Annotated in this window: 19 protein-coding genes and 1 tRNA gene; 2 read left to right on the top strand and 18 right to left on the bottom strand. The window is 69.4% G+C overall.

What is annotated here, in order from left to right:
• Positions 1-163 precede the first annotated feature (163 nt).
• The 11 genes from ACIBCJ_RS26165 to ACIBCJ_RS26115 form a co-directional block, all read right to left on the bottom strand.
• Positions 164-4,063 carry a DNA-directed RNA polymerase subunit beta' gene (locus tag ACIBCJ_RS26165; RefSeq protein ID WP_109034203.1) on the bottom strand — a complete coding sequence of 1,300 codons (3,900 nt, stop codon included), beginning with the start codon at positions 4,061-4,063 and terminating at the stop codon, positions 164-166.
• 97 nt (positions 4,064-4,160) lie between these two features.
• Positions 4,161-7,646: a DNA-directed RNA polymerase subunit beta gene (gene rpoB, locus ACIBCJ_RS26160; RefSeq protein WP_133887667.1), complete on the bottom strand. Its 3,486-nt coding sequence runs from the start codon at positions 7,644-7,646 to the stop codon at positions 4,161-4,163.
• A gap of 588 nt (positions 7,647-8,234) precedes the next feature.
• Positions 8,235-8,624, bottom strand: coding sequence for a 50S ribosomal protein L7/L12 (gene rplL / locus ACIBCJ_RS26155; RefSeq protein ID WP_115743686.1), 390 nt, complete (start codon positions 8,622-8,624; stop codon positions 8,235-8,237).
• Between the two features lie 118 nt (positions 8,625-8,742).
• Entirely contained in the window at positions 8,743-9,273 is a 531-nt protein-coding gene (rplJ, locus tag ACIBCJ_RS26150; protein WP_052839547.1) for a 50S ribosomal protein L10, read from the bottom strand.
• A gap of 314 nt (positions 9,274-9,587) precedes the next feature.
• Complete coding sequence (locus tag ACIBCJ_RS26145; RefSeq protein ID WP_365980419.1) at positions 9,588-10,436, bottom strand: DUF1396 domain-containing protein; 849 nt, start codon at positions 10,434-10,436, stop codon at positions 9,588-9,590.
• A gap of 166 nt (positions 10,437-10,602) precedes the next feature.
• Positions 10,603-11,427, bottom strand: a complete 825-nt coding sequence (locus ACIBCJ_RS26140) for a hypothetical protein (RefSeq protein ID WP_365980418.1) — start codon at positions 11,425-11,427, stop codon at positions 10,603-10,605.
• 145 nt (positions 11,428-11,572) lie between these two features.
• Positions 11,573-12,298, bottom strand: a complete 726-nt coding sequence (gene rplA, locus ACIBCJ_RS26135; RefSeq protein WP_133887665.1) for a 50S ribosomal protein L1 — start codon at positions 12,296-12,298, stop codon at positions 11,573-11,575.
• A 77-nt stretch (positions 12,299-12,375) separates the two neighbouring features.
• Positions 12,376-12,810, bottom strand: coding sequence for a 50S ribosomal protein L11 (gene rplK, locus ACIBCJ_RS26130; protein ID WP_003974315.1), 435 nt, complete (start codon positions 12,808-12,810; stop codon positions 12,376-12,378).
• Positions 12,811-12,989: 179 nt separating this feature from the next.
• The gene (gene nusG / locus ACIBCJ_RS26125; protein ID WP_362100708.1) at positions 12,990-13,871 is read right to left on the bottom strand and encodes a transcription termination/antitermination protein NusG; all 882 of its coding nucleotides are present in this window, start codon (positions 13,869-13,871) and stop codon (positions 12,990-12,992) included.
• Between the two features lie 80 nt (positions 13,872-13,951).
• Positions 13,952-14,239 (bottom strand): preprotein translocase subunit SecE, encoded by a 288-nt coding sequence (gene secE / locus ACIBCJ_RS26120; RefSeq protein ID WP_133887663.1) that lies wholly within the window; start codon positions 14,237-14,239, stop codon positions 13,952-13,954.
• Between the two features lie 108 nt (positions 14,240-14,347).
• A tRNA-Trp gene (locus ACIBCJ_RS26115) sits at positions 14,348-14,420 on the bottom strand.
• A 239-nt stretch (positions 14,421-14,659) separates the two neighbouring features.
• Between ACIBCJ_RS26115 and ACIBCJ_RS26110 the strand changes: the two genes are divergently transcribed.
• Both ACIBCJ_RS26110 and ACIBCJ_RS26105 read left to right on the top strand, forming a co-directional pair.
• Positions 14,660-15,886 carry a pyridoxal phosphate-dependent aminotransferase gene (locus tag ACIBCJ_RS26110; RefSeq protein WP_365980417.1) on the top strand — a complete coding sequence of 409 codons (1,227 nt, stop codon included), beginning with the start codon at positions 14,660-14,662 and terminating at the stop codon, positions 15,884-15,886.
• A 124-nt stretch (positions 15,887-16,010) separates the two neighbouring features.
• Positions 16,011-17,051, top strand: a complete 1,041-nt coding sequence (locus ACIBCJ_RS26105) for an adenosine deaminase (protein ID WP_362100701.1) — start codon at positions 16,011-16,013, stop codon at positions 17,049-17,051.
• Here the strand turns inward: ACIBCJ_RS26105 and ACIBCJ_RS26100 are convergent.
• The 7 genes from ACIBCJ_RS26100 to ACIBCJ_RS26070 all read right to left on the bottom strand — a co-directional run bounded on the left by ACIBCJ_RS26100 (position 17,032) and on the right by ACIBCJ_RS26070 (position 22,980).
• Positions 17,032-17,700 carry a hypothetical protein gene (locus ACIBCJ_RS26100; protein ID WP_365980503.1) on the bottom strand — a complete coding sequence of 223 codons (669 nt, stop codon included), beginning with the start codon at positions 17,698-17,700 and terminating at the stop codon, positions 17,032-17,034. The genes ACIBCJ_RS26105 and ACIBCJ_RS26100 overlap by 20 nt on opposite strands.
• Positions 17,701-18,110: 410 nt before the next feature.
• Positions 18,111-19,166 (bottom strand): UDP-N-acetylmuramate dehydrogenase, encoded by a 1,056-nt coding sequence (locus ACIBCJ_RS26095; protein ID WP_362100698.1) that lies wholly within the window; start codon positions 19,164-19,166, stop codon positions 18,111-18,113.
• Positions 19,167-19,359: 193 nt separating this feature from the next.
• Positions 19,360-19,740, bottom strand: coding sequence for a DUF3291 domain-containing protein (locus ACIBCJ_RS26090; protein WP_365980416.1), 381 nt, complete (start codon positions 19,738-19,740; stop codon positions 19,360-19,362).
• 43 nt (positions 19,741-19,783) lie between these two features.
• Positions 19,784-21,262, bottom strand: coding sequence for a DHA2 family efflux MFS transporter permease subunit (locus ACIBCJ_RS26085; RefSeq protein WP_365980415.1), 1,479 nt, complete (start codon positions 21,260-21,262; stop codon positions 19,784-19,786).
• A gap of 100 nt (positions 21,263-21,362) precedes the next feature.
• Entirely contained in the window at positions 21,363-21,932 is a 570-nt protein-coding gene (locus ACIBCJ_RS26080; RefSeq protein ID WP_362100689.1) for a TetR/AcrR family transcriptional regulator, read from the bottom strand.
• A 149-nt stretch (positions 21,933-22,081) separates the two neighbouring features.
• On the bottom strand, positions 22,082-22,510 hold the full coding sequence (locus ACIBCJ_RS26075) for a MaoC family dehydratase (protein WP_362507467.1): 429 nt from the start codon (positions 22,508-22,510) through the stop codon (positions 22,082-22,084).
• Positions 22,511-22,527: 17 nt separating this feature from the next.
• Complete coding sequence (locus ACIBCJ_RS26070) at positions 22,528-22,980, bottom strand: MaoC family dehydratase N-terminal domain-containing protein (protein ID WP_362100686.1); 453 nt, start codon at positions 22,978-22,980, stop codon at positions 22,528-22,530.
• Positions 22,981-23,042: the final 62 nt, after the last annotated feature.

Below are 23,042 nucleotides of genomic sequence, written 5' to 3'. Positions count from 1 at the left end.
TCGGCGGAGCGACGCACCGGACGGTGCCGGCCCGGCCGCGCCGTCTCGTTCCCGGCTCCCCACGGGCCCGTACGCCCCTGTGCGGGCCCAGCACGCCGAAGGGCGGCCACCCCGGCTCGGGGTGGCCGCCCTTCAGTCGTAGCGGCCTTCTCAGGCGACCCGCCTACTGGTTGTACGGACCGTAGTCGTAGTCCTCCAGCGGGACGGCCTGGCCGGAGCCGGTGCCGAACGGCGAGTAGTCGATGTCGTCGTAGCCGACGGCCGAGTACATCGCGGCCTTGGCCTCCTCGGTCGGCTCCACCCGGATGTTGCGGTAGCGGGACAGGCCCGTACCGGCCGGGATGAGCTTACCGATGATGACGTTCTCCTTGAGGCCGATGAGGCTGTCGGACTTGGCGTTGATCGCCGCGTCCGTCAGCACTCGGGTCGTCTCCTGGAAGGAGGCGGCCGACAGCCAGGACTCCGTCGCCAGCGAGGCCTTGGTGATACCCATCAGCTGCGGACGACCGGAGGCCGGGTGACCGCCCTCCTGGACCACACGACGGTTCTCGGTCTCGAACTTCGTCCGCTCGACCAGCTCGCCGGGCAGCAGCTCGGCGTCGCCGGACTCGATGATCGTCACACGGCGCAGCATCTGCCGGATGATGATCTCGATGTGCTTGTCGTGGATCGACACGCCCTGCGAGTTGTAGACCTTCTGGACCTCGCCGACCAGGTGGACCTGGACGGCACGCTGACCGAGGATCCGCAGCACGTCGTGCGGGTTGGTGGCACCCACGGTGAGCTTCTGGCCCACCTCGACGTGGTCGCCCTCGCCCACCAGCAGACGGGCACGCTTCGAGATCGGGAACGCCGTCTCGTCGCTGCCGTCGTCCGGGGTGACGACGATCTTCTTCGTCTTCTCGGTCTCCTCGATCCGGACGCGGCCGGAGGCCTCGGAGATCGGGGCGACACCCTTCGGGGTACGGGCCTCGAAGAGCTCGACGACACGCGGCAGACCCTGCGTGATGTCGTCACCGGCCACACCACCGGTGTGGAAGGTACGCATCGTCAGCTGGGTGCCGGGCTCACCGATGGACTGGGCGGCGATGATGCCGACCGCCTCACCGATGTCGACCAGCTTGCCGGTGGCCAGCGAGCGGCCGTAGCACATGGCGCAGGTGCCGACCTGGGACTCGCAGGTCAGGATCGAGCGGGTCTTGACCTCCTCGACGCCGTGGGCGACCAGGGCGTCGATCAGGACGTCACCGAGGTCGACGTTGGCCGGCGCGATCACCTTGCCGTCGATGACGACGTCCTCGGCGAGCATGCGGGCGTACACGCTGGTCTCGACGTCCTCGGCCTTGCGCAGCGTGCCGTCCGCGTCGCGCGTGGCGATCGGCAGCTTGAGACCGCGCTCGGTGCCGCAGTCCTCCTCGCGAATGATGACGTCCTGCGAGACGTCGACCAGACGACGCGTGAGGTAACCCGAGTCGGCGGTCCGCAGCGCGGTGTCCGCCAGACCCTTACGGGCACCGTGCGTGGAGATGAAGTACTCCAGCACGGACAGGCCCTCACGGAAGGAGGCCTTGATGGGACGCGGGATCGTCTCGTTCTTCGCGTTCGACACCAGACCACGCATACCGGCGATCTGACGCATCTGCATCATGTTGCCTCGTGCGCCCGAGTTCACCATCATGAAGATCGGGTTGGTCTTCGGGAAGTTGTCGTTCATCGCCTCGGCGACCTCGTTGGTCGCCTTGGTCCAGATCGCGATGAGCTCCTGCGTGCGCTCGTCCTTGGTGATCAGACCGCGCTCGTACTGCTTCTGGACCTTCTCGTCCTGCGCCTCGTAACCCTTGACGATCTCCTTCTTCGCCTCGGGAACGACGACGTCGGAGATGGCCACGGTGACGCCGGAACGGGTCGCCCAGAAGAAGCCGGCCGCCTTCAGGTTGTCGAGCGTCGCCGCCACGATGACCTTGGGGTAGCGCTCGGCGAGGTCGTTGACGATCTCGGAGAGCTGCTTCTTGCCGACCTCGTAGTCGACGAACGGGTAGTCCTCGGGCAGCAGCTCGTTGAAGAGCGCGCGGCCCAGCGTGGTCTTCAGGGTGAAGGTGTCACCCTGCTGCCACTCCGGCTCACCCTCCTCGCGCGCCGGGGGCTCCCAGCCGCGGGGCGGGATGGTGCCCACCGGGAAGCGGATGTCGACCTTCGACTGGAGCGACAGGTCGCCCGCGTCGAACGCCATGATCGCCTCGGCGGCGGACCCGAAGGCACGTCCCTCGCCCTTGAGGTCGCGGCCCTCGCCGTCGGTGGTGAGGAAGAACAGACCGAGGACCATGTCCTGGGTCGGCATCGTCACCGGACGGCCGTCGGCCGGCTTGAGGATGTTGTTCGAGGACAGCATCAGGATGCGGGCCTCGGCCTGCGCCTCCGCGGAGAGCGGCAGGTGGACGGCCATCTGGTCACCGTCGAAGTCCGCGTTGAACGCGGTGCAGACGAGCGGGTGGATCTGGATGGCCTTGCCCTCGACCAGCTGCGGCTCGAAGGCCTGGATGCCGAGGCGGTGCAGGGTGGGCGCACGGTTCAGCAGAACCGGGTGCTCCGCGATGACCTCTTCCAGCACGTCGTACACGACCGTGCGGCCGCGCTCGACCATGCGCTTGGCGCTCTTGATGTTCTGCGCGTGGTTCAGGTCGACCAGGCGCTTCATCACGAACGGCTTGAAGAGCTCCAGCGCCATCGCCTTCGGCAGACCGCACTGGTGCAGCTTCAGCTGCGGACCGACGACGATCACGGAACGCGCGGAGTAGTCCACGCGCTTGCCGAGCAGGTTCTGACGGAAGCGGCCCTGCTTGCCCTTGAGCATGTCGCTCAGGGACTTCAGCGGACGGTTGCCCGGACCGGTGACCGGGCGACCACGACGACCGTTGTCGAAGAGGGCGTCCACGGCCTCCTGGAGCATGCGCTTCTCGTTGTTCACGATGATCTCGGGCGCACCGAGGTCGAGAAGCCGCTTCAGGCGGTTGTTCCGGTTGATGACACGGCGGTACAGGTCGTTCAGGTCGGAGGTCGCGAAGCGGCCACCGTCCAGCTGCACCATCGGACGCAGGTCCGGCGGGATGACCGGCACGCAGTCCAGCACCATGCCCTTGGGGCTGTTGCTGGTCTGCAGGAACGCGGAGACGACCTTGAGGCGCTTGAGCGCACGGGTCTTCTTCTGGCCCTTGCCGGTGCGGATGATCTCGCGGAGGCGCTCGGCCTCCTCGTCGAGGTCGAAGGACTCCAGGCGCTTCTGCAGCGCGGCGGCGCCCATCGAGCCGTCGAAGTAGGTGCCGAAGCGGTCGCGCAGCTCGCGGTAGAGCAGCTCGTCGCCCTCCAGGTCCTGGACCTTGAGGTTCTTGAACCGGTTCCACACCTCGTCGAGGCGGTCGATCTCGCGCTGCGCACGGTCGCGCAGCTGCTTCATCTCGCGCTCGGCACCCTCGCGCACCTTGCGGCGCACGTCGGCCTTGGCGCCCTCGGCCTCCAGCTCGGCGAGGTCCGTCTCGAGCTTCTTGGCGCGGGCCTCCAGGTCGGAGTCGCGGCGCTGCTCGATCTGCTGGCGCTCGACGGAGACGTGGGCCTCCAGCGAGGGCAGGTCGCGCGTGCGGCGCTCCTCGTCCACGAAGGTGATCATGTACGCGGCGAAGTAGATGACCTTCTCGAGGTCCTTCGGCGCCAGGTCCAGCAGGTAGCCCAGGCGCGACGGGACGCCCTTGAAGTACCAGATGTGGGTGACGGGAGCGGCCAGCTCGATGTGGCCCATCCGCTCACGGCGCACCTTGGCGCGAGTGACCTCGACGCCGCAGCGCTCACAGATGATGCCCTTGAAGCGGACGCGCTTGTACTTGCCGCAGTAGCACTCCCAGTCCCGGGTCGGACCGAAGATCTTCTCGCAGAAGAGTCCGTCCTTTTCGGGCTTGAGGGTGCGGTAGTTGATGGTCTCGGGCTTCTTGACCTCGCCGTGGCTCCACTGACGGATGTCGTCAGCGGTGGCCAGACCGATCCGGAGCTCGTCGAAGAAGTTGACGTCGAGCACTATGCGTCAATCCCTCTCAGGGTTGTAAGTCTGTGGTCTGAAACGGGGGTCGCGGGATCGGCGGGGCCTCCGGGTGGGAGGCCCCGCCTGACTCCCGTCAGACCTCTTCGACGCTGCTCGGCTCGCGCCGCGACAGGTCGATGCCGAGCTCCTCCGCAGCGCGGAAGACGTCCTCGTCGGTGTCACGCATCTCGATGGACATGCCGTCCGAGGACAGCACCTCCACGTTGAGGCACAGGGACTGCATCTCCTTGATGAGCACCTTGAAGGACTCGGGGATGCCGGGCTCAGGGATGTTCTCGCCCTTGACGATGGCCTCGTAGACCTTCACGCGGCCGGTCACGTCGTCGGACTTGATCGTCAGCAGCTCCTGGAGGGCGTACGCGGCGCCGTAAGCCTCCAGCGCCCACACCTCCATCTCACCGAAGCGCTGGCCACCGAACTGGGCCTTACCACCCAGCGGCTGCTGGGTGATCATCGAGTACGGGCCGGTCGACCGGGCGTGCAGCTTGTCGTCGACCAGGTGGTGGAGCTTGAGGATGTACATGTAGCCGACCGAGATCGGCTCCGGGAACGGCTCACCGCTGCGGCCGTCGAACAGCCGCGCCTTGCCGGACGGGAGCACCATGCGCTCGCCGTCGCGGTTCGGGATGGTGTGCTGGAGCAGGCCGGCCAGCTCGTCCTCGCGCGCACCGTCGAAGACCGGGGTGGCGACGTTGGTGCCGGGCTCGACCTTGTCGGCGCCGATGGCCTGGAGGCGCTGCGCCCACTCCTCCGCGAGGCCGGAGACGTCCCAGCCGCGGCTGGCGAGCCAGCCGAGGTGGATCTCCAGGACCTGTCCCGGGTTCATTCGGGACGGGACACCCAGCGGGTTCAGGATGATGTCGACGGGCGTGCCGTCCTCCAGGAACGGCATGTCCTCGATCGGGTTGATCTTGGAGATGACGCCCTTGTTGCCGTGGCGGCCGGCGAGCTTGTCACCGTCGGTGATCTTGCGCTTCTGCGCGACGTAGACGCGGACCAGCTGGTTCACGCCCGGCGGCAGCTCGTCGCCCTCTTCGCGGTCGAAGACGCGGACGCCGATGACCTTGCCGATCTCGCCGTGCGGCACCTTCAGGGAGGTGTCGCGGACCTCGCGCGCCTTCTCACCGAAGATCGCGCGGAGCAGGCGCTCCTCCGGGGTCAGCTCGGTCTCGCCCTTGGGCGTGACCTTGCCGACCAGGATGTCGCCGGCGACGACCTCGGCACCGATGCGGATGATGCCGCGCTCGTCGAGGTCGGCGAGGACCTCCTCGGAGACGTTCGGGATGTCCCGGGTGATCTCCTCGGGGCCCAGCTTGGTGTCACGGGCGTCGACCTCGTGCTCCTCGATGTGGATCGAGGAGAGGACGTCGTCCTGCACGAGGCGCTGCGACAGGATGATCGCGTCCTCGTAGTTGTGACCCTCCCACGGCATGAACGCGACCAGCAGGTTCTTGCCGAGCGCCATCTCGCCGTTCTCGGTGGCCGGACCGTCGGCCAGGACCTGGCCCTCGATGACCCGGTCGCCCTCGGCGACGATGACCTTCTGGTTGACCGAGGTGCCCTGGTTGGACCGGGAGAACTTGGCCAGGCGGTACGTGATGTACGTGCCGTCGTCGTTGGTCGTGGTGATGTAGTCCGCGGAGACCTCCTGGACCACACCCGCCTTCTCGGCCTTGACCACGTCGCCGGCGTCGGCGGCGGAGCGGTACTCCATGCCGGTGCCGACGAGCGGGGACTCGCTCTTGATGAGGGGCACGGCCTGACGCATCATGTTCGCGCCCATGAGGGCACGGTTGGCGTCGTCGTGCTCCAGGAACGGGATCATCGCGGTCGCGACCGACACCATCTGGCGCGGCGAGACGTCCATGTAGTCGACGTCGTCACCGGGGACGTAGTCGACCTCGCCGCCACGACGGCGGACCAGGACGCGGGCCTCGGCGAACCGCATGTCGTCGTTGAGCGTGGCGTTGGCCTGCGCGATGACGAAGCGGTCCTCCTCGTCGGCGGTCAGGTAGTCGACCTCGTCGGTGACCTGGCCCTCGACGACCTTGCGGTACGGGGTCTCGATGAAGCCGAAGGGGTTGATCCGGCCGTAAGAGGCGAGCGAGCCGATCAGACCGATGTTCGGGCCTTCGGGCGTCTCGATCGGGCACATGCGGCCGTAGTGCGACGGGTGCACGTCGCGGACCTCGAAGCCGGCCCGCTCACGGGAGAGACCACCCGGGCCGAGGGCGTTCAGACGACGCTTGTGCGTCAGCCCCGACAGCGGGTTGTTCTGGTCCATGAACTGGGACAGCTGGCTGGTGCCGAAGAACTCCTTGATGGAGGCGACGACCGGCCGGATGTTGATCAGGGTCTGCGGCGTGATCGCCTCGACGTCCTGGGTGGTCATGCGCTCGCGCACGACGCGCTCCATACGGGCGAGACCCGTACGGACCTGGTTCTGGATCAGCTCGCCGACGTTGCGGATGCGGCGGTTGCCGAAGTGGTCGATGTCGTCGGTCTCGACGACGATCTCCCGGCCCGACTCGCCGACCGTCTCGGTCTCACCGGCGTGCAGCTTCACCAGGTACTTGATGGTGGCGATGATGTCGTCGCTGGTGAGCACGCCGGCGTCCAGCGGCTCGTCGGCGCCGAGCTTCTTGTTCACCTTGTAGCGGCCGACCTTGGCGAGGTCGTAGCGCTTCGGGTTGAAGTAGAGGTTCTCGAGCAGCGTCTGCGCGGCCTCACGCGTGGGGGGCTCGCCCGGACGCAGCTTGCGGTAGATGTCGAGCAGCGCGTCGTCCTGGCCCTGGGTGTGGTCCTTCTCCAGGGTGGCGCGCATGGACTCGTACTCGCCGAACTCCTCCAGGATCTGCTCGGTGGTCCAGCCGAGGGCCTTGAGGAGGACGGTCACGGACTGCTTGCGCTTGCGGTCGATGCGCACACCGACCATGTCGCGCTTGTCGATCTCCATCTCCAGCCAGGCACCCCGGGACGGGATGATCTTGGCGGAGAAGATGTCCTTGTCGGACGTCTTGTCGATGGAGGAGTCGAAGTAGACGCCGGGCGAACGGACCAGCTGCGAGACCACGACACGCTCGGTGCCGTTGATGACGAAGGTGCCCTTGTTGGTCATGAGCGGGAAGTCGCCCATGAAGACCGTCTGGGACTTGATCTCGCCGGTCTCGTTGTTGGTGAACTCGGCGGTGACGAAGAGCGGCGCCGCGTACGTGAAGTCGCGGTCCTTGCACTCGTCGATGCTGTTCTTCGGGGGCTCGAAACGGTGGTCGCGGAACGTCAGCGACATCGACCCGGAGAAGTCCTCGATCGGGGAGATCTCCTCGAAGATCTCCTCCAGACCGGACTTGGTGGGGACGTCCTGACCGGACTCCAGAGCCGACTCGACGCGAGCCTTCCAGGCGTCGTTGCCGAGGAGCCAGTCGAAGCTCTCGGTTTGCAGCGCGAGAAGGTTCGGAACCTCGAGGGGCTCCTTGATCTTTGCAAAGGAGATGCGCAGCGGGGCGGTGCTGGCAGCGTTGTTCGTATTCGCGGTCGAGGCATTGCGCGAGGCGGCCAAGAGGGGGTCCTTCCGAGGGCTCGGACTCACTACGCGCGTACCGGCCCCTCTTCCGTGCACGGAGACAGGGGGTGCCTGATGTGGCTAAAGAGCCAGGTCGGGCATGCTCTGGTCGTCAGTGCTCGGGCGAGGGCAGACCCCTGGTGACGGGCAGGGGGCAGCTAACAGGCAGCGCAAAGGGTCAGTGTAGCCACTTGGCACACTGATGTCCAGTGCGGTTCTCGGGGACCGTGTTCACTCCTCGTTGTTCTCACCACCTGTGCGGCAAGGCCTCGCCCTCAACGCACCCAGATACTGCCCTCTTCGCCGTCGATCCATGCCTCGGATTCGGATCCTTGTGACGACGCCCTGAGAATTGCGCGCTGCGTGCGGTTCGTCAAGGCCCCCCTTGGCCCGAACCGGTGTCTCCAGCGGCTCTCAGGGCCCTGGAGACGGCACGACGAAGATCACCCTACTCTTCGCCGTCACGCGTGCAAGGCAGCCGCCGCCGGACCCCCGGTACGCCGAAGAGCGACCACCCGGATGGATGATCGCTCTTCGGTGCTACGGCGTTACAGACCCTGACGGATCCGTCGAGCCGGTGCGGTCTTACTTGACCTCGACGGAGGCGCCGGCGCCCTTGAGGGACTCGGCGGCCTTCTCGGCGGCGTCCTTGGCGACCTTCTCGAGGACGGGCTTCGGGGCGCCGTCCACGAGGTCCTTGGCCTCCTTCAGACCCAGGGAGGTCAGCTCGCGCACGACCTTGATGACCTGGATCTTCTTGTCGCCGGCACCGGTGAGGATGACGTCGAACTCGTCCTTCTCCTCAGCGGCCTCGGCACCACCGGCGGCGGCACCGCCACCGGCGACGACGACCGGGGCGGCCGCGGCGGCGGTGACGTCGAACTTCTCCTCGAAGGCCTTCACGAACTCGGAGAGCTCGATGAGGGTCATCTCCTCGAACTGGGCGAGCAGGTCGTCCTGGCTGAGCTTCGCCATGATGGCGGTCCTTCCACTAATTCGGCAGGTGCCGGATGTACGGGGTGAGGCGGGCGTACGTCGGGCCCGCTGCGATCCGTGCCGCGCTCAGGCGGCCCGGATCAGAAAGCGAGCCGAGTTACTCGGCACCGCCCTGCTCGTCCTGCTTGGCACGGAGCGCGTCCACGGTGCGGACGAGCTTCGAGGGCAGCGCCTGGAAGACGGAGGCAGCCTGCGACTGCTTCGCCTTGAAGGCACCGGCCAGCTTGGAGAGCAGAACCTCGCGGGACTCGAGGTCCGCAAGCTTCTTGATCTCGTCGGCGGACATCGCCTTGCCGTCAAGGACACCGCCCTTGATGACGAGATTCGGGTTGTCCTTGGCGAAGTCGCGCAGACCCTTCGCCGACTCCACCGGGTCACCGGTGACGAAGGCGACGGCCGTCGGACCAGCGAAGAGCTGGTCGTCGAGCGTGATCCCGGCCTCGTTGGCCGCAATCTTGGTCAGCGTGTTCTTCACCACGGCGTACTGGGCGTTCTCACCGAGCGACCGGCGCAGCGTCTTGAGCTGCGCCACGGTGAGACCGCGGTACTCGGTCAGCACGGCGGCATTGGAGCTGCGGAACTTGTCCGTCAGCTCGGCAACCGCGGCAGCCTTTTCGGGCGTCGCCATAGAGCCTCGGCCTCCTTCCGGGTGATTCGGACCGCGCGGACCCGAAGGAGGACTGGGGAAAACGAAACGCCCCGGCGCAGGCGCACGGGGCGTGGCTCGACCGATGTCACCTGCACGAGGCACGGACTCGGGAGCTCATCCACAGTCACCTGCGCGGGTCGTCCGCAGTTCAGCGGATCCTTCGGCCACCGTGTCCTCTCTCGAACACACGGCAACGACCAGCGGTCTTTGGCTTCTGTGGAAGCGTACGGGAACGGGGCACTGCCAAGCAAATCCGCCCCGGCGGCAACCCGGAGGTGCCGGACGCCGGTGCCTCAGCCCTGCTGGGCCCCCTTCCTCATCTCGGCAAGGTCGGCCACCTCCGCGACCGGCGGGGCCGCGACCTCCACGGGCTCGTTGACGCCGAAGAAGGTGAAGGTCAGGTCCAGCGGACCCTTGTCCGCGTCGGCCCGCATGCGGAACTGCTTGGTCTGGTCGTCGCCGTCGACCCACATGTCCATCACGAGCTTGTCGGCGCCCATCTTCTCGTACCGATCGAGGCTCTTCTGGCGCTCCTCCCGGACGACCTCGTCCTCGTCCCCGATGGACTTCTCCAGGTCGGCGAGGGCGACCGTGCCCTTGTAGTGGGTGGTCTTCACGCCCTCGACGGTCTCGGTGCCGACCTTCTCGACGTCCTTGGACCAGGTGAGGAAGGTGGACTCGGTCGCCGGGTTCTTGTCGGCGGCCTGGGAGGCACCGATCAGCTTGTTCACCTTCTCGTCCATACCCAACTCGGACAGGTCGATCTTGATCCAGCTCTTGCCGTCCATCTCCTTGGCCGCCTCGGGGCCGCCACCGATGTACACGGCCTTGTCGACGAGCCGGAACTCCGCAGTGCCCGCGGCGCCCTGGTCGGGCGCCGTCATCTTCATGCTCATCGCGAACGTCGGCTTGATCCGCGTCCGCGCCTCGGCCTCCACGCGGCCGTTCTCGGGGACCTTGCCGGTCATCCGGTAGCGGATGGAGTCGATGTCGTCGGCGTTCTTCGCCGCTTTGGCGACGGCCGCCGCAGGCGTCATCCTCGGGGACTCGGAGCCGTCCCCCTTGGAGCAGCCCACCGCGCCGGCGGCGAGCAGCAGCGCGGCGAGTCCGGCGCCCACGGGCACACGTACAGAAGTCCTCATCGGTATCCCCCCACGGGATTCAAGGAGCGTGAGGAGCAACGGCACACGGGCGGAGGGCACAGAAAACGCACCGCTGCTCCACAGGAGTTCTCCACAACAAGGACGCGAGCGTATCCGAAACGGTTCGAACGATCTTGCGGTTTCTCCGCAGAGCCGGCGCCCGTCCCTATCCTTCCTGTGCCGCCAGGAGTTCCTTGAAGTCCGCCGTGTCCTCGGCCGGCGGGCGTTCGGCGGGGACCGCGACGCCGTAGTCGCTGTAGTGGGCGGTCTGGGTCAGCTCGCCGGTCTTCGTGCGTCCCCGCTCGACCTTCTTGACCAGCAGGTCCCGGTCGTCGACCCAGATGTCGACGCTCTGGGCGCTCTCCCCGCCCACCGTGCCGGACCAGTGGGTGGTGCGCCGTCCGCGCGTCGTCTCCTCGCCCACCTTGCGGACGTCCCCGGCGGTCAGCAGCAGCTTCACCGCCTGGTTGGGCGTGGTCCTGCGCATCTGGTCGGCGAACCCGGCGCCCGCGTCGCCGCCGAGTTCCTCCAGGTCCTCGTACGCGTACCTGATCCAGTGCCGGCCGCCCACCCGCTCGGCGAACTCGTCGCCCATCTCCGCGTAGTAGGCGTCGGGCAGGTAGCGGGCCTCCATCGCGGTGGTGCCGAGGCGGCGCATGGTCTCGGCGGTCGTACCGCCCGTGTAGGTGATCGTCAGCGTGCCGGTGAGGCCGTCGCGCCAGCCGAGGACGCCCGCGGCCTTGAGGGACAGCTCGCGGCCCATCACGGTCGTCGACTCGAGCCGCGCCGAACCCGCCCGTCCGGTCGCCCGCTCGACGGCCCGCAGGGCGTCCGCCGCGGGGCCGGTCGGCGCCGGGGGGCGTGAGGAGGTCGCGGCGGAGCCGGACGGAGGGGACGCGGGCTCCTCCTCGGCGGTGCACGCGGTGGAGCACGCCAGCGCGGCCGACACCGCCAGCGAGACGACCGTACGGCGTGCCCTCATGCCCGTCATCCGCCCACCCCTAGCGCCCCGTACGGCCCCCGCGCCCCGTGCGCGAGTCCGCTGCCCGCACGCTAACCCAGGGCGCCCGGAAAAGGGACGGGCCCCGCACCTCGGAAGGTGCGGGGCCCGTGAACCGGTGGGGCGAGCTGTTCGCTCAGACCGCGGCCGGGTCCTCCTCGACGAGGAGGTTGCGGGTGCGGTTGGAGTCGAGCGGGATGCCCGGGCCCATCGTGGTGCTGAGGGCGGCCTTCTTGATGTAGCGGCCCTTGGCGGCGGACGGCTTCAGACGGAGGATCTCCTCCAGCGCCGCGCCGTAGTTCTCCACCAGCTTGGTGTCGTCGAACGACGTCTTGCCGATGATGAAGTGCAGGTTCGAGTGCTTGTCGACGCGGAACTCGATCTTGCCACCCTTGATGTCGTTGACAGCCTTGGTGACGTCCGGGGTGACGGTGCCGGTCTTGGGGTTCGGCATGAGACCACGGGGACCGAGCACGCGGCCGAGGCGGCCGACCTTGCCCATGAGGTCCGGGGTGGCGACGACGGCGTCGAAGTCCAGACGGCCCTTCGACACCTCGTCGATCAGTTCGTCGGCGCCGACGATGTCGGCGCCCGCGGCACGCGCGGCCTCGGCACGGTCACCGGTCGCGAAGACCAGGACCCGGGCGGTCTTACCGGTGCCGTGCGGGAGGTTCACGGTGCCACGGACCATCTGGTCGGCCTTGCGCGGGTCGACACCCAGACGGAAGGCGACCTCGACGGTGCCGTCGAACTTGGACGTGGAGGTCTCCTTGGCGAGACGGACGGCCTCGAGCGGGGCGTAGAGCTTGTCCCGGTCGATCTTGGCGTCCGCAGCGCGGAGAGACTTGCTGCGCTTGCTCACTACTGCTCCTGTGGCTTCTTAGGAGTTGTGGTTAGGGCCGAGCAGGCCCCGCCACTTCTGCTGCTGGAAGGTGGGGTTCAGCCCTCGACCGTGACGCCCATGGAACGGGCGGTACCGGCGATGATCTTCTCCGCCTGGTCCAGGTCGTTGGCGTTGAGGTCGGGCATCTTGGTGGTGGCGATCTCACGGACCTGGTCACGCGTGATCTTCGCGACCTTGGTCTTGTGCGGCTCGCCGGAGCCCTTCTCCACGCCCGCGGCCTTGAGGATCATCTTGGCGGCCGGCGGCGTCTTGGTGATGAAGGTGAAGGAGCGGTCCTCGTAGACCGTGATCTCCACCGGGATGACCCAGCCGCGCTGCGACTCGGTCGCGGCGTTGTAGGCCTTGCAGAACTCCATGATGTTGACGCCGTGCTGACCCAGCGCGGGGCCGACCGGCGGGGCCGGGTTCGCGGCACCGGCCTGGATCTGGAGCTTGATGAGCCCCGTGACCTTCTTCTTCTTGGGAGGCATAGCTCTCCGGGTCCTTTCGGTTCGGGTCCTGCCTGGGTTCGGGAGCTACCCGGACACAGGCATACCGCACAACGATAACGGGTATAGATGCGCGGCCAAAAACCGAGCAGGTCAGACGACGCGTGAGCATCGCCTGACCTGGTCGGAAGCAGTACGTCCAGAGAGGTACCGGTGCGGTACTAGTTCTTCTGGATCTGGTCGAAGCTCAGCTCGACCGGGGTCTCGCGGCCGAAGATCTCGACGAGGCCCTTGACCTTCTTCGAGTCGGCGTTGATCTCGTTGATCGTGGCCTGCAGCGTCGCGAACGGGCCGTCGGTGACGGTGACCGAGTCGCCGACCTCGAAGTCCAGCACCTGGACCTCGACCTTGCGCTGCGGAGCCGGCTTGCCCTCGGCCTCGGCGGCCTCGCGGGCGGCCTTCTCCTCGGCCTCCGGGGCGAGCATCTTGACGATCTCGTCCAGGGTCAGCGGGTACGGGTCGTAGGCGTTGCCCACGAAGCCGGTGACGCCGGGGGTGTTGCGGACGACGCCCCAGGACTCGTTGGTCAGGTCCATGCGGACCAGGACGTAGCCCGGCAGCTTGTTCTGGCGGATCGTCTTGCGGTCGCCGTTCTTGATCTGGACGACCTCTTCCTGCGGCACCTCGGCCTGGAAGATGTAGTCCTCGACGTTGAGCGAGACGGCGCGCTGCTCGAGGTTGGTCTTCACGCGGTTCTCGTAACCGGCGTAGGTGTGGATGACGTACCACTCGCCGGGCAGGACGCGCAGCTCCTGGCGGAGCTTCTCGATCGGGTCGACGTCGGGCTCCTCGGCCTCTTCCTCGACCTCGGCGGTCTCGGCGTCGGCCTCGGCGCTCTCGGCGTCGCCCGCCTCGGCGGCCTCGTCCGACTCCGCCTCGTCCGCGTCGTCCGACTCTTCCGCCTCCGCGACGACGGCGTCGTCGGCAGCCTCGGCCTCGGCGGAGGCCTCGGTGTCCTCGTTGTCGGCGCCCTCGACGGTGCCGAGCTCGTCCTCGACGGACTCGACCGGCTCGATGGCGTCGTTCACGTTCGGGTCAGACACTGTGGCTGCTTCTTCCTGGATACATAGGGGTGGAACACGCGAAAGGGGCGCCGGGTACCTCGGCGCCCTTCGCTCTCGACTCAGCCGAAGACGTACTTGGCGGCGTGAGAGAAGCCATAGTCAATCAGAGTCACCAGGCCGATCATGATGACCACGAAGATGATCACCACGGTGGTGTACGTCGTCAGCTGGTTGCGACTCGGCCAGACGACCTTGCGCAGCTCCGCGATGATCTGGCGGTAGAAGAGCGCGAGCCGCTTCAGCGGGCCCTTCTTGCCTCGCTTGCCGCCCTTGCGGGACTTCTTCTGGGAGTCCGGCGCCTCGTCCTGGGCATCAGGCATGTCGATGGAGCCCACGGCGTCCGTCACTCGTCCTCACCTGATTCCGGGTCGTGGCCGTGCCGCGCCCGGTTGGAGCCGCACGGCGGTGCATTGCTGTACGTACATGCGCACACATCCTGGCGATGGTGTGTGTAGCAGGGCCGGAGGGACTTGAACCCCCAACCGCTGGTTTTGGAGACCAGTGCTCTACCAATTGAGCTACGACCCTTTGTTCGTCCCCCAACGTACCGCATCCGCCCAAGTGCTTGGTGTGCACCGGATGATCGCGGGCCGCTGAAGGCCAACGAGGTGAGAGTGTACGTGCTCACGGGCCGGGCGTCGAACAGAAAGGACGCCCGGACTGATGTTCAGGGCGTGCACCGGACTGGCGTTCAGGTCCTGGACCGGTCCGGTTCAGTCCGTGAAACCCCTGTGCCCGGGAAGTTTCCGGTCTGGAACGATGGGGTCATGAGCGCTGCAACCCCTCCCACCGAGCGCCGGGTCTCCGCCCGAGTCGGCGCGATCTCCGAGTCCGCGACCCTCGCCGTGGACGCCAAGGCGAAGGCCCTCAAGGCCGCCGGGCGTCCCGTGATCGGCTTCGGCGCGGGTGAGCCCGACTTCCCGACGCCGGACTACATCGTCGAGGCCGCCGTCGAGGCGTGCAAGAACCCGAAGTTCCACCGCTACACGCCGGCCGGCGGGCTGCCCGAGCTGAAGGCCGCCATCGCCGCGAAGACGCTGCGCGACTCGGGCTACGAGGTCGACCCGTCGCAGATCCTCGTCACCAACGGCGGCAAGCAGGCCATCTACGAGGCGTTCGCCGCGATCCTCGACCCGGGCGACGAGGTCATCGTCCCGGCGCCGTACTGGACCACGTACCCGGAGTCGATCCGGCTGGCCGGCGGTGTGCCCGTCGACGTGGTCGCCGACGAGTCGACCGGCTACCGGGTGACGGTGGAGCAGCTGGAGGCCGCGCGCACCGAGAAGACCAAGGTCGTCCTCTTCGTGTCGCCGTCCAACCCGACGGGCGCGGTGTACAGCGAGGCCGAGACCGAGGCGATCGGCCGGTGGGCCGTGGAGCACGGCCTGTGGGTGCTGACCGACGAGATCTACGAGCACCTCGTCTACGGCGACGCCGTCTCGGTGTCCCTGCCGGCGCTGCTGCCCGAGCTGCGCGACAAGTGCATCGTGGTCAACGGCGTGGCGAAGACGTACGCGATGACCGGCTGGCGGGTCGGGTGGGTCATCGGCCCGAAGGACGTCGTCAAGGCCGCGACGAACCTCCAGTCGCACGCCACGTCCAACGTGTCCAACGTGTCCCAGGCGGCGGCGCTGGCCGCGGTCTCCGGCGACCTGGACGCCGTGGCGAAGATGCGGGAGGCCTTCGACCGGCGCCGCCGGACCATCGTGCGGATGCTCAACGAGATCGACGGCGTGCTGTGCCCGGAGCCCGAGGGCGCGTTCTACGCCTACCCGTCGGTGAAGGAGCTGCTCGGCAAGGAGATCCGCGGCAAGCGTCCGCGGGACACGGTCGAGCTGGCCGCGCTGATCCTGGAGGAGGCCGAGGTCGCGGTGGTGCCGGGCGAGGCGTTCGGCACGCCCGGGTACCTGCGGCTGTCGTACGCGCTCGGGGACGAGGACCTCGTCGAGGGCGTGAGCCGGATCCAGAAGCTGCTGGCGGAGGCGCAGGACTGACCGCCGCGTCCGCCTGCGGGGCCGCCTCTCGACGTCGAGGGGTGGCCCCGTTTGTTTGTGCGAGCAAGACCACGTCCGGGGAAAGTGCTGTTCCGCCGGGCGTGTCGTGCGGCAGGATCACGGAATGGAGCGTGTACGTGATCTATCTGCCCTGCCGAAGGCCCATCTCCACCTGCACTTCACCGGGTCGATGCGGCCCACCACCCTGCTGGAACTGGCCGACAAGCACGGCGTGCGGCTGCCCGAGACGCTGACCGAGGCGCTGGGCCGGGGGGAGTCGCCGAAGCTGCGGGCGACGGACGAGCGGGGCTGGTTCCGCTTTCAGCGGCTGTACGACGCCGCGCGGTCGTGCCTCCAGGAGCCGGAGGACATCCAGCGGCTGGTCCGGGAGGCCGCCGAGGAGGATCTGCGGGACGGCTCGCAGTGGCTGGAGATCCAGGTCGACCCGACGTCGTACGCGCCGCGGCTCGGCGGGCTGATCCCGGCCCTGGAGATCATCCTGGACGCGGTGGAGACGACCGTGCGGGACACCGGGATCGGGATGCGGGTGCTGGTCGCCGCGAACCGGATGAAGCACCCGCTGGACGCGCGGACGCTGGCCCGGCTGGCGGTGCGGTACGCGGAGCGCGGTGTGGTCGGCTTCGGGCTGTCGAACGACGAACGGCGCGGGATGGCCCGGGACTTCGACCGGGCGTTCGCGATCGCCCGGGACGGGGGCCTGCTCTCCGCGCCGCACGGGGGTGAGCTGACCGGTCCCGCGTCGGTGCGGGACTGCCTGGACGACCTGGAGGCCGACCGCATCGGGCACGGCGTGCGGGCGGCGGAGGACGCGCGGCTGCTGAAGCGGCTGGCGGACCGGCAGGTGACCTGCGAGGTGTGCCCGGCGTCGAACGTGGCGCTGGGCGTGTACGAGAAGCCGGAGGACGTGCCGCTGCGGACGCTGTTCGAGGCCGGGGTGCCGATGGCGCTGGGCGCGGACGACCCGCTGCTGTTCGGGGCGCGGCTGGCCGCGCAGTACGAGATCGCGCGCGAGCACCACGGGTTCACGGATGCGGAGCTGGCGGAGCTGGCGCGGCAGTCGGTGCGCGGGTCGGCGGCGCCCGAGGACGTGAAGCAGGGACTGCTGGCGGGCGTCGACGCCTGGCTCAGCGCCCCGGCCGTCTGAAGTGGGCGTACGGCGGATACGGCTTGAAGGCGATCACGATCTCGGGATGCCGCCGCAGGCCCGGGTCGGGGGCCAGTTCGCCGCTCAGGCAGGTCACGAACGCCGGTCGGCCCTCGGCGGCGCACGGGTGCCGGGGTCCCCGGCCGGCCGCCAGGGCGAAGGCGGTCGCGGCGGAGGCGAAGGCGCTCCGGCCGCCGATCAGGAAGTACGTGCACGCGTGTGTGGTGTGCCGCAGGGCCGGGGCGGCGTGCGGGCGGTCGAGCCGGGCGCGGGCGTCGCGGGCGGTGCGGGCCTCGTCGGTCCGGACGGTGAGCGGTGTGCCGCGTCCCAGCCTGCGCCGCAGCTCGGGCCAGCCGCTGGGCCGCAGGCCGGCCTCCGGGTGCGCCAGCACCAGGTCGACCGGCTCGCCCCGCCCCTCGTCGGGCGGTACGCCGTCGCGCAGCGGGACGTGCACGATCGTGTGGCGTGAGCAGGCGGCGAAGGAGAACAGTCCGGCGAGCCGGTTCAGGCCGTCGTGGTCGCCCATGAGCACGCCGTACGTGTCCTCCGGGTCGCGGAGCGAGGTGTGGCGCAGGGGGGTGCGCGGCTGGACGACGCGGTGGGTGCGCGGGCCGGTGCGTGGGCGGAACTCGGTGAGTCTCAGCCGCATGGGGGACGCCTCATGGTCCGAGCGTGCCGGTCGGGAGGTGCCGTCCGCAACGGAGATCGCGGCCGGCAGCGTGGTGCCGAGCCGGCGTGCGCACGCGCCCGCCGGTGGCCGGTCCCCGTGCGGAGCGGCGTCGTAGGCGAAGGCGCGCTGCGCGCAGGCGCCCCGGGGGAGGAGCGAGGCGGCGGCGCACGTGTCGGCGGCGGCGCGGATCCGGCCTGCGTCCCGCTCGGCGCGGAGACGGGCGTCCAGGCTGTCCTCCGGGCCCAGCCCGTCACCGGCCGGTACCGCACGGTGGTGGGCGGCTTCCCCGACAGGGGCCGTGACCCACTGACACCCGGGCCGCCCCACCGCGGCCCCCTGAGGTTGACGCGTCCCCTGAGGCTGACGCGCCCCCAGAGGCTGACGCGTCCCTAGAGGCTGACGCCCACCGTCACCGGCTCGTTGACCAGCGTGACGCCGAAGACCTCGTGCACACCGGCGACGACCTCACGGGCCAGGGCGAGCAGATCCTCCGTCGTCGCCTCACCGCGGTTGGTGAGGGCGAGCGTGTGCTTGGTGGAGATGCGCGCCGGGCCGGTGCCGTACCCCTTGGTGAAGCCGGCCTTGTCGATCAGCCAGGCCGCGGACGTCTTGACCCGCCCCTCCCCCGCCGGGAACGCGGGCGGCTCGACCTCGCTCCCGAGCCGCTCGTCCACCCGGGCGCGGAAGGCCGCGAACTCCTCGTCGGTGAGGATCGGGTTGGTGAAGAACGACCCGGCCGACCAGGTGTCGTGGTCCTCGGGGTCCAGCACCATGCCCTTCCCGGCGCGGAGCTTCAGCACCGTCTCGCGGGCGGCGGCCAGCGGCACCCGGCCGCCGGGTTCGACCCCGAGGGCACGGGCGGTCTCGGCGTAGCGCAGCGGCGCGGAGAGCCCGCCGGCGTCCTCCAGCTCGAAGCGGACGCGCAGGACGACGTACCGGTCGGGTTCGGCCTTGAAGCGGCTGTGGCGGTAGGCGAAGGCGCAGTCGGCGTTGGCGAGGGCGACCGTCTCGCGGTTCCTGCGGTCGTACGCGATCACTTCGGTGATCGTGGCGGAGACCTCCTGGCCGTACGCCCCCACGTTCTGGATGGGGGTGGCGCCCGCCGAGCCGGGGATGCCGGCCAGGCACTCGACACCGGCGAGCCCGGCCTCGACGGTCCGGGCGACGGCGTCGGTCCACACCTCTCCGGCCGCGAGCTCCAGCGTCGTGCCGTCGAGGCGGACGCCGCGGGTGGCGATGTGCAGGGCCGTGCCGTCGAAGCCCTTGTCACCGATGACCAGGTTGGATCCGCCGCCGACGAGCAGCAGGGGGGTGCCGGTGTCGTCGGCCTCGCGGACGGCGGCGATCACCTCCTCGTCGGTGGTCGCCGTGATCAGCCGGGTCGCGGGGCCGCCCAGCCGGAAGGTGGTCAGCGGGGCGAGGGGGGCGTCGTGGAGTACCTGCACGCGCTCAAGACTACGAGACGGGGCGGGACCGGCGGCCCGGGGCGGCGGGGAACACGGGAACGCCGGAACGCCGGAACGCCCCGGCCGGTCGGCCGGGGCGTCGCCGGACGGATCCGGCCGGGGCGTGCCCGGGCGGTGCGGCGGCGCGGACCCGGGCGGCTGCGTCGGCGCGGCTCGGCGACGCCCGCGCACCTCACGTCAGGCGCCTGCGCACCTCCCCCCAGCTCACCGGGAGTTCGTCGCTCGACGCGGGCCAGGAGGCGAACTTCGAGTCCCGCATCTGTGCCGACAGCCCCCGGGCGGTCGGCGCGTGGGTGCCGGAGCGGGCGAAGGCCTTGAGGGCCTCGGGCGACTCCCAGGCGGACAGCGTCCAGAAGGTCCGCTTGAACGGTTCCGCCTTCAGGGAGGCGCCGTACGCGCCGGGCGCGCTCCCGACCTGCCGCCACACACCCGGCGTGCGCGCCAAGAACCTCATCGCTCCCCACAGGGTCCGGGTCTCGAAGCGGGAGGCGAAGACGTGGACCTCGGTGGCCCGGGGCGGCCGGTTCGCCGCGGTCCAGGGAAGGGTGGGCATGCCGTGCTCCTCTCGTGTCCGTGGGCGTTCCGTGTCGTGCGGGTCAGCGCGCGGTCACCGGCGCCGGGCCGGCCAGGGCGGGTTCGGCCGCCTCGGCCGGCTCACTCGACGGTGCGGCCGAGAGGTGCTGTCCCCCGCTGCCGCTCCCGCGGCGGGCCGGGAGCAGCAGGGCCGCGACACCGCCGAGGGCCACCACCGCGGCGCCCACCGCGACCGCGGGCCGCAGTCCGTCCACGAAGGTCTGCGCGGACCCGTAGCCGCCCTGCGCCGCGAAGATCGACGACATGACCGCGATCCCGAGCGCGCCGCCCACCTCGCGCAGCGCGTTGTTGGCGCCGGAGGCGATGCCCTGCTCCTTCGTGGCGACGCTGGACATCACCAGCGCGGACGCCGGGGCGAAGTAGAGGGCCATGCCGATCCCGCTGACGATCAGGCCGGGCAGCTGCACCGCGTAGGAGGCGTCGGCCGTGATCACGAAGGCCAGGTAACCGAGGCCGGCCGCCTGGAGGAAGAGCCCGGCCGCGACCACCGGGCGGCCCCCGATCCGGTCCGAGAGGATGCCGGCGATCGGCGCGACCAGCATCGGCATACCGGTCCAGGGCAGCATGCGCAGGCCCGCCTCGGTGGGCGAGTAGCCGAGCACGTTCTGCATGTACTGGCTGAGCAGGAAGATCGAGCCGAACATGCCCAGGAACATCAGCAGGCTCGCCGCGTTGATGCCGGCGAAGGCCCGGGAGCGGAACAGCCGCATGGGCAGCATGGGGCTCCTGGCCCGGGTGCTGTAGAGGACGAAGCCGACGAGCAGCGCGGCCCCGGCGAACAGGGCGGTCAGCACCACGGTGCCGGTCCAGCCGTCGACGGGCCCGCGCACCAGGCCGTAGACGACGCCGAAGAGTCCGCCGCTGGCGAGCAGGGTGCCGGGCACGTCGAGCGGGGCACCGGTGCCGTGCGACTCGGCGAGGCGCAGACGGGCGAGGGGCAGCAGGGCCACCCCGAGCGGGACGTTCAGCCAGAAGATCCACTGCCACGAGACGTGCTCGGTGAGGCTGCCGCCGACCAGCGGCCCGGAGGCCACGGCGAGCCCGTTGACGGCGCCCCAGATCCCGTACGCCATCCCACGGCGTTCGGCGGGCACGGCGGCCGTGAGCAGGGTCAGCGTCAGCGGCATCATGATCGCCGCGCCGACGCCCTGCACCGCGCGGGCGGCGATCAGCGAGTCGATGCCGGGTGCCATGGCCGCGGCGGCGGAGGCCCCGGTGAAGACGGTGAGGCCGACCAGGAACAGCCTGCGGCGGCCGAAGCGGTCACCGAGGGCGGCGCCGAACATCAGGAGGACGGCGAAGGTGAGCGTGTAGGCGCTCACGGTCCATTCCAGGTCGTGCAGCCCACCGCCCAGGTCCTGGCGGATGGAGGGCAGGGCGGTGGTGACGACGAGGTTGTCCAGGGCCGCCATGAAACCGGCGACGCCGGTGATGACGAGGGCCCAGGCGGCGCCCCCGCGACGTGCGTTCTGCTGTGACATCTCTCCCCCAGAGTGATGTTCGGCATCAGGCTTCAAGTAGTTATCGATCACTAACTTCTGCGGTCGCGCGAACGCGAGGCGAGCACACGCCCCGCTGCCCCTACTCCCGCGGTCCGCCCGTCGGCCGCCCGGACGGGTAGATCCCCTCCCACACCCGGTGCTCGGCCGGAAAGCCCATGGCGGACAGGCAGTTGATGAGCATGCCGTACGCCAGGAACCCCGTCGTCTCCTCGACGTCGGACCCCAGCGGCAGATGGACGGCGTCGAACAGCCGCATCCACCCGGCGCGCACCGCCGCACCGAACTCGTGGTCGCCCTCCTGCTCGGCGGCCGCCACGGCGAGATACATCTGCATCTGCAGCATCAGCCGCTCAGGGTGCTCGTCGATGGCCACCTGGTACGCCGCGGCCATCGCGTGCAGCGCGTCCTCGCCGTGCAGGCCCTCGGACGCCTTCTCCAGCATGGAGACGGTCTCGTCCACACAACGGGCCGCCGTCGCGAGGAAGATCGCCTTCTTGCTCGGGAAGAGCCGGAAGAGGTACGGCTGGGAGACACCGACGCGCTTGGCGATCGCCTCGGTGGAGGTGCCGTAGTAGCCGCCTCGCGCGAACTCGGCCATCGCCGCGCGGACGACGCTCTCGCGCCTCTCCGCCGCACTCATCCTGACCATGCGAGGAAGTTAGTACTCAATCACTAACTTCGTCAAGCGGTCACCGGCGCCCCGCTCCGCGGGCAGGGCGGGCAGGGCGGGCAGGGCTGAGGGGCGACCTCGACAGAGACCGCCCCTCAGGTGTCGCCCGCTCGGGCAGGTGTGCCCGCTCAGGCCAGCCGGACGACCGCCCGGGACATGCCCAGCACCTTCTGGCCGCCGCTGGTGGCCGTGAGGTCGACGCGGACGGTGTTGTCGTCGAGCTTGGCCGCCACCTTGCCGCTGACCTCGATCACGGCGCCCCGGTCGTCGTTCGGGACGACGACGGGCCTGGTGAAGCGGACTCCGTACTCCACGACCGACCCCGGATCACCGGTCCAGTCGGTCACCACGCGGATCGCCTCGGCCATGGTGAACATGCCGTGCGCGATGACGTCCGGCAGACCCACCTCCTTGGCGAACCTCTCGTTCCAGTGGATCGGGTTGAAGTCGCCGGAGGCGCCCGCGTACCGCACGAGGGTGGCGCGGTCCACGGGGAAGCTCTGCGCGGGCAGTTCGGTACCGACCTCGACGTCGTCGTACGCGATGCGCGCCGCCACGGAATCCGACATGGTGCTCACGCCTCCTCGGCCGCGCGGGCCACGAGCTTGGTCCAGGCGGTCACGACGTGCTCGCCGGCCTCGTCGTGGACCTCGCCGCGGATGTCCAGGATGTCGTTGCCGGCCATCGACTTGATCGCCTCGATGGTGGAGGTGACCGTGAGCCGGTCACCGGCCCGCACCGGGCGGACGTAGGCGAACTTCTGGTCGCCGTGCACCACCCGGCTGTAGTCGAGACCGAGCTGCGGGTCCTCGATGACCTGACCGGCCGCCTTGAACGTGATGGAGAACACGAAGGTCGGCGGAGCGATCACGTCCGGATGGCCGAGCGCCTTCGCGGCCTCCGCGTCGGTGTACGCCGGGTTGGCGTCCCCGACCGCCTCCGCGAACTCGCGGATCTTCTCCCGGCCCACCTCGTAGGGCGCGGTCGGCGGGTAACTCCGCCCCACGAACGACTGGTCGAGCGCCATGGGCTCGGCACCTCCATGCTGCTGTCTGGTCTGGCTGCGGGTGTGGAAACGACGTGAGGCCG

This window comes from Streptomyces sp. NPDC051136, assembly GCF_044455745.1.
Taxonomy (GTDB): Bacteria; Actinomycetota; Actinomycetes; order Streptomycetales; family Streptomycetaceae; genus Streptomyces.
The sequence above is the reverse complement of the archived record's forward strand: the minus strand, read 5'-3'. Positions and strand labels throughout refer to the sequence as shown.

Coding starts and splice junctions, on each gene's coding strand:
- ACIBCJ_RS26110 (WP_365980417.1), top strand. CDS start 14,660: ATGAGCGCTGCAACCCCTCCCACCGAGCGCCGGGTCTCCGCCCGAGTC.
- ACIBCJ_RS26080 (WP_362100689.1), bottom strand. CDS start 21,932: ATGGTCAGGATGAGTGCGGCGGAGAGGCGCGAGAGCGTCGTCCGCGCG.
- rplJ (WP_052839547.1), bottom strand. CDS start 9,273: ATGGCGACGCCCGAAAAGGCTGCCGCGGTTGCCGAGCTGACGGACAAG.
- ACIBCJ_RS26100 (WP_365980503.1), bottom strand. CDS start 17,700: ATGCGGCTGAGACTCACCGAGTTCCGCCCACGCACCGGCCCGCGCACC.
- ACIBCJ_RS26085 (WP_365980415.1), bottom strand. CDS start 21,262: ATGTCACAGCAGAACGCACGTCGCGGGGGCGCCGCCTGGGCCCTCGTC.
- ACIBCJ_RS26140 (WP_365980418.1), bottom strand. CDS start 11,427: ATGACGGGCATGAGGGCACGCCGTACGGTCGTCTCGCTGGCGGTGTCG.
- rplK (WP_003974315.1), bottom strand. CDS start 12,810: ATGCCTCCCAAGAAGAAGAAGGTCACGGGGCTCATCAAGCTCCAGATC.
- ACIBCJ_RS26145 (WP_365980419.1), bottom strand. CDS start 10,436: ATGAGGACTTCTGTACGTGTGCCCGTGGGCGCCGGACTCGCCGCGCTG.
- rplL (WP_115743686.1), bottom strand. CDS start 8,624: ATGGCGAAGCTCAGCCAGGACGACCTGCTCGCCCAGTTCGAGGAGATG.
- ACIBCJ_RS26070 (WP_362100686.1), bottom strand. CDS start 22,980: ATGGCGCTCGACCAGTCGTTCGTGGGGCGGAGTTACCCGCCGACCGCG.
- ACIBCJ_RS26105 (WP_362100701.1), top strand. CDS start 16,011: ATGGAGCGTGTACGTGATCTATCTGCCCTGCCGAAGGCCCATCTCCAC.
- ACIBCJ_RS26090 (WP_365980416.1), bottom strand. CDS start 19,740: ATGCCCACCCTTCCCTGGACCGCGGCGAACCGGCCGCCCCGGGCCACC.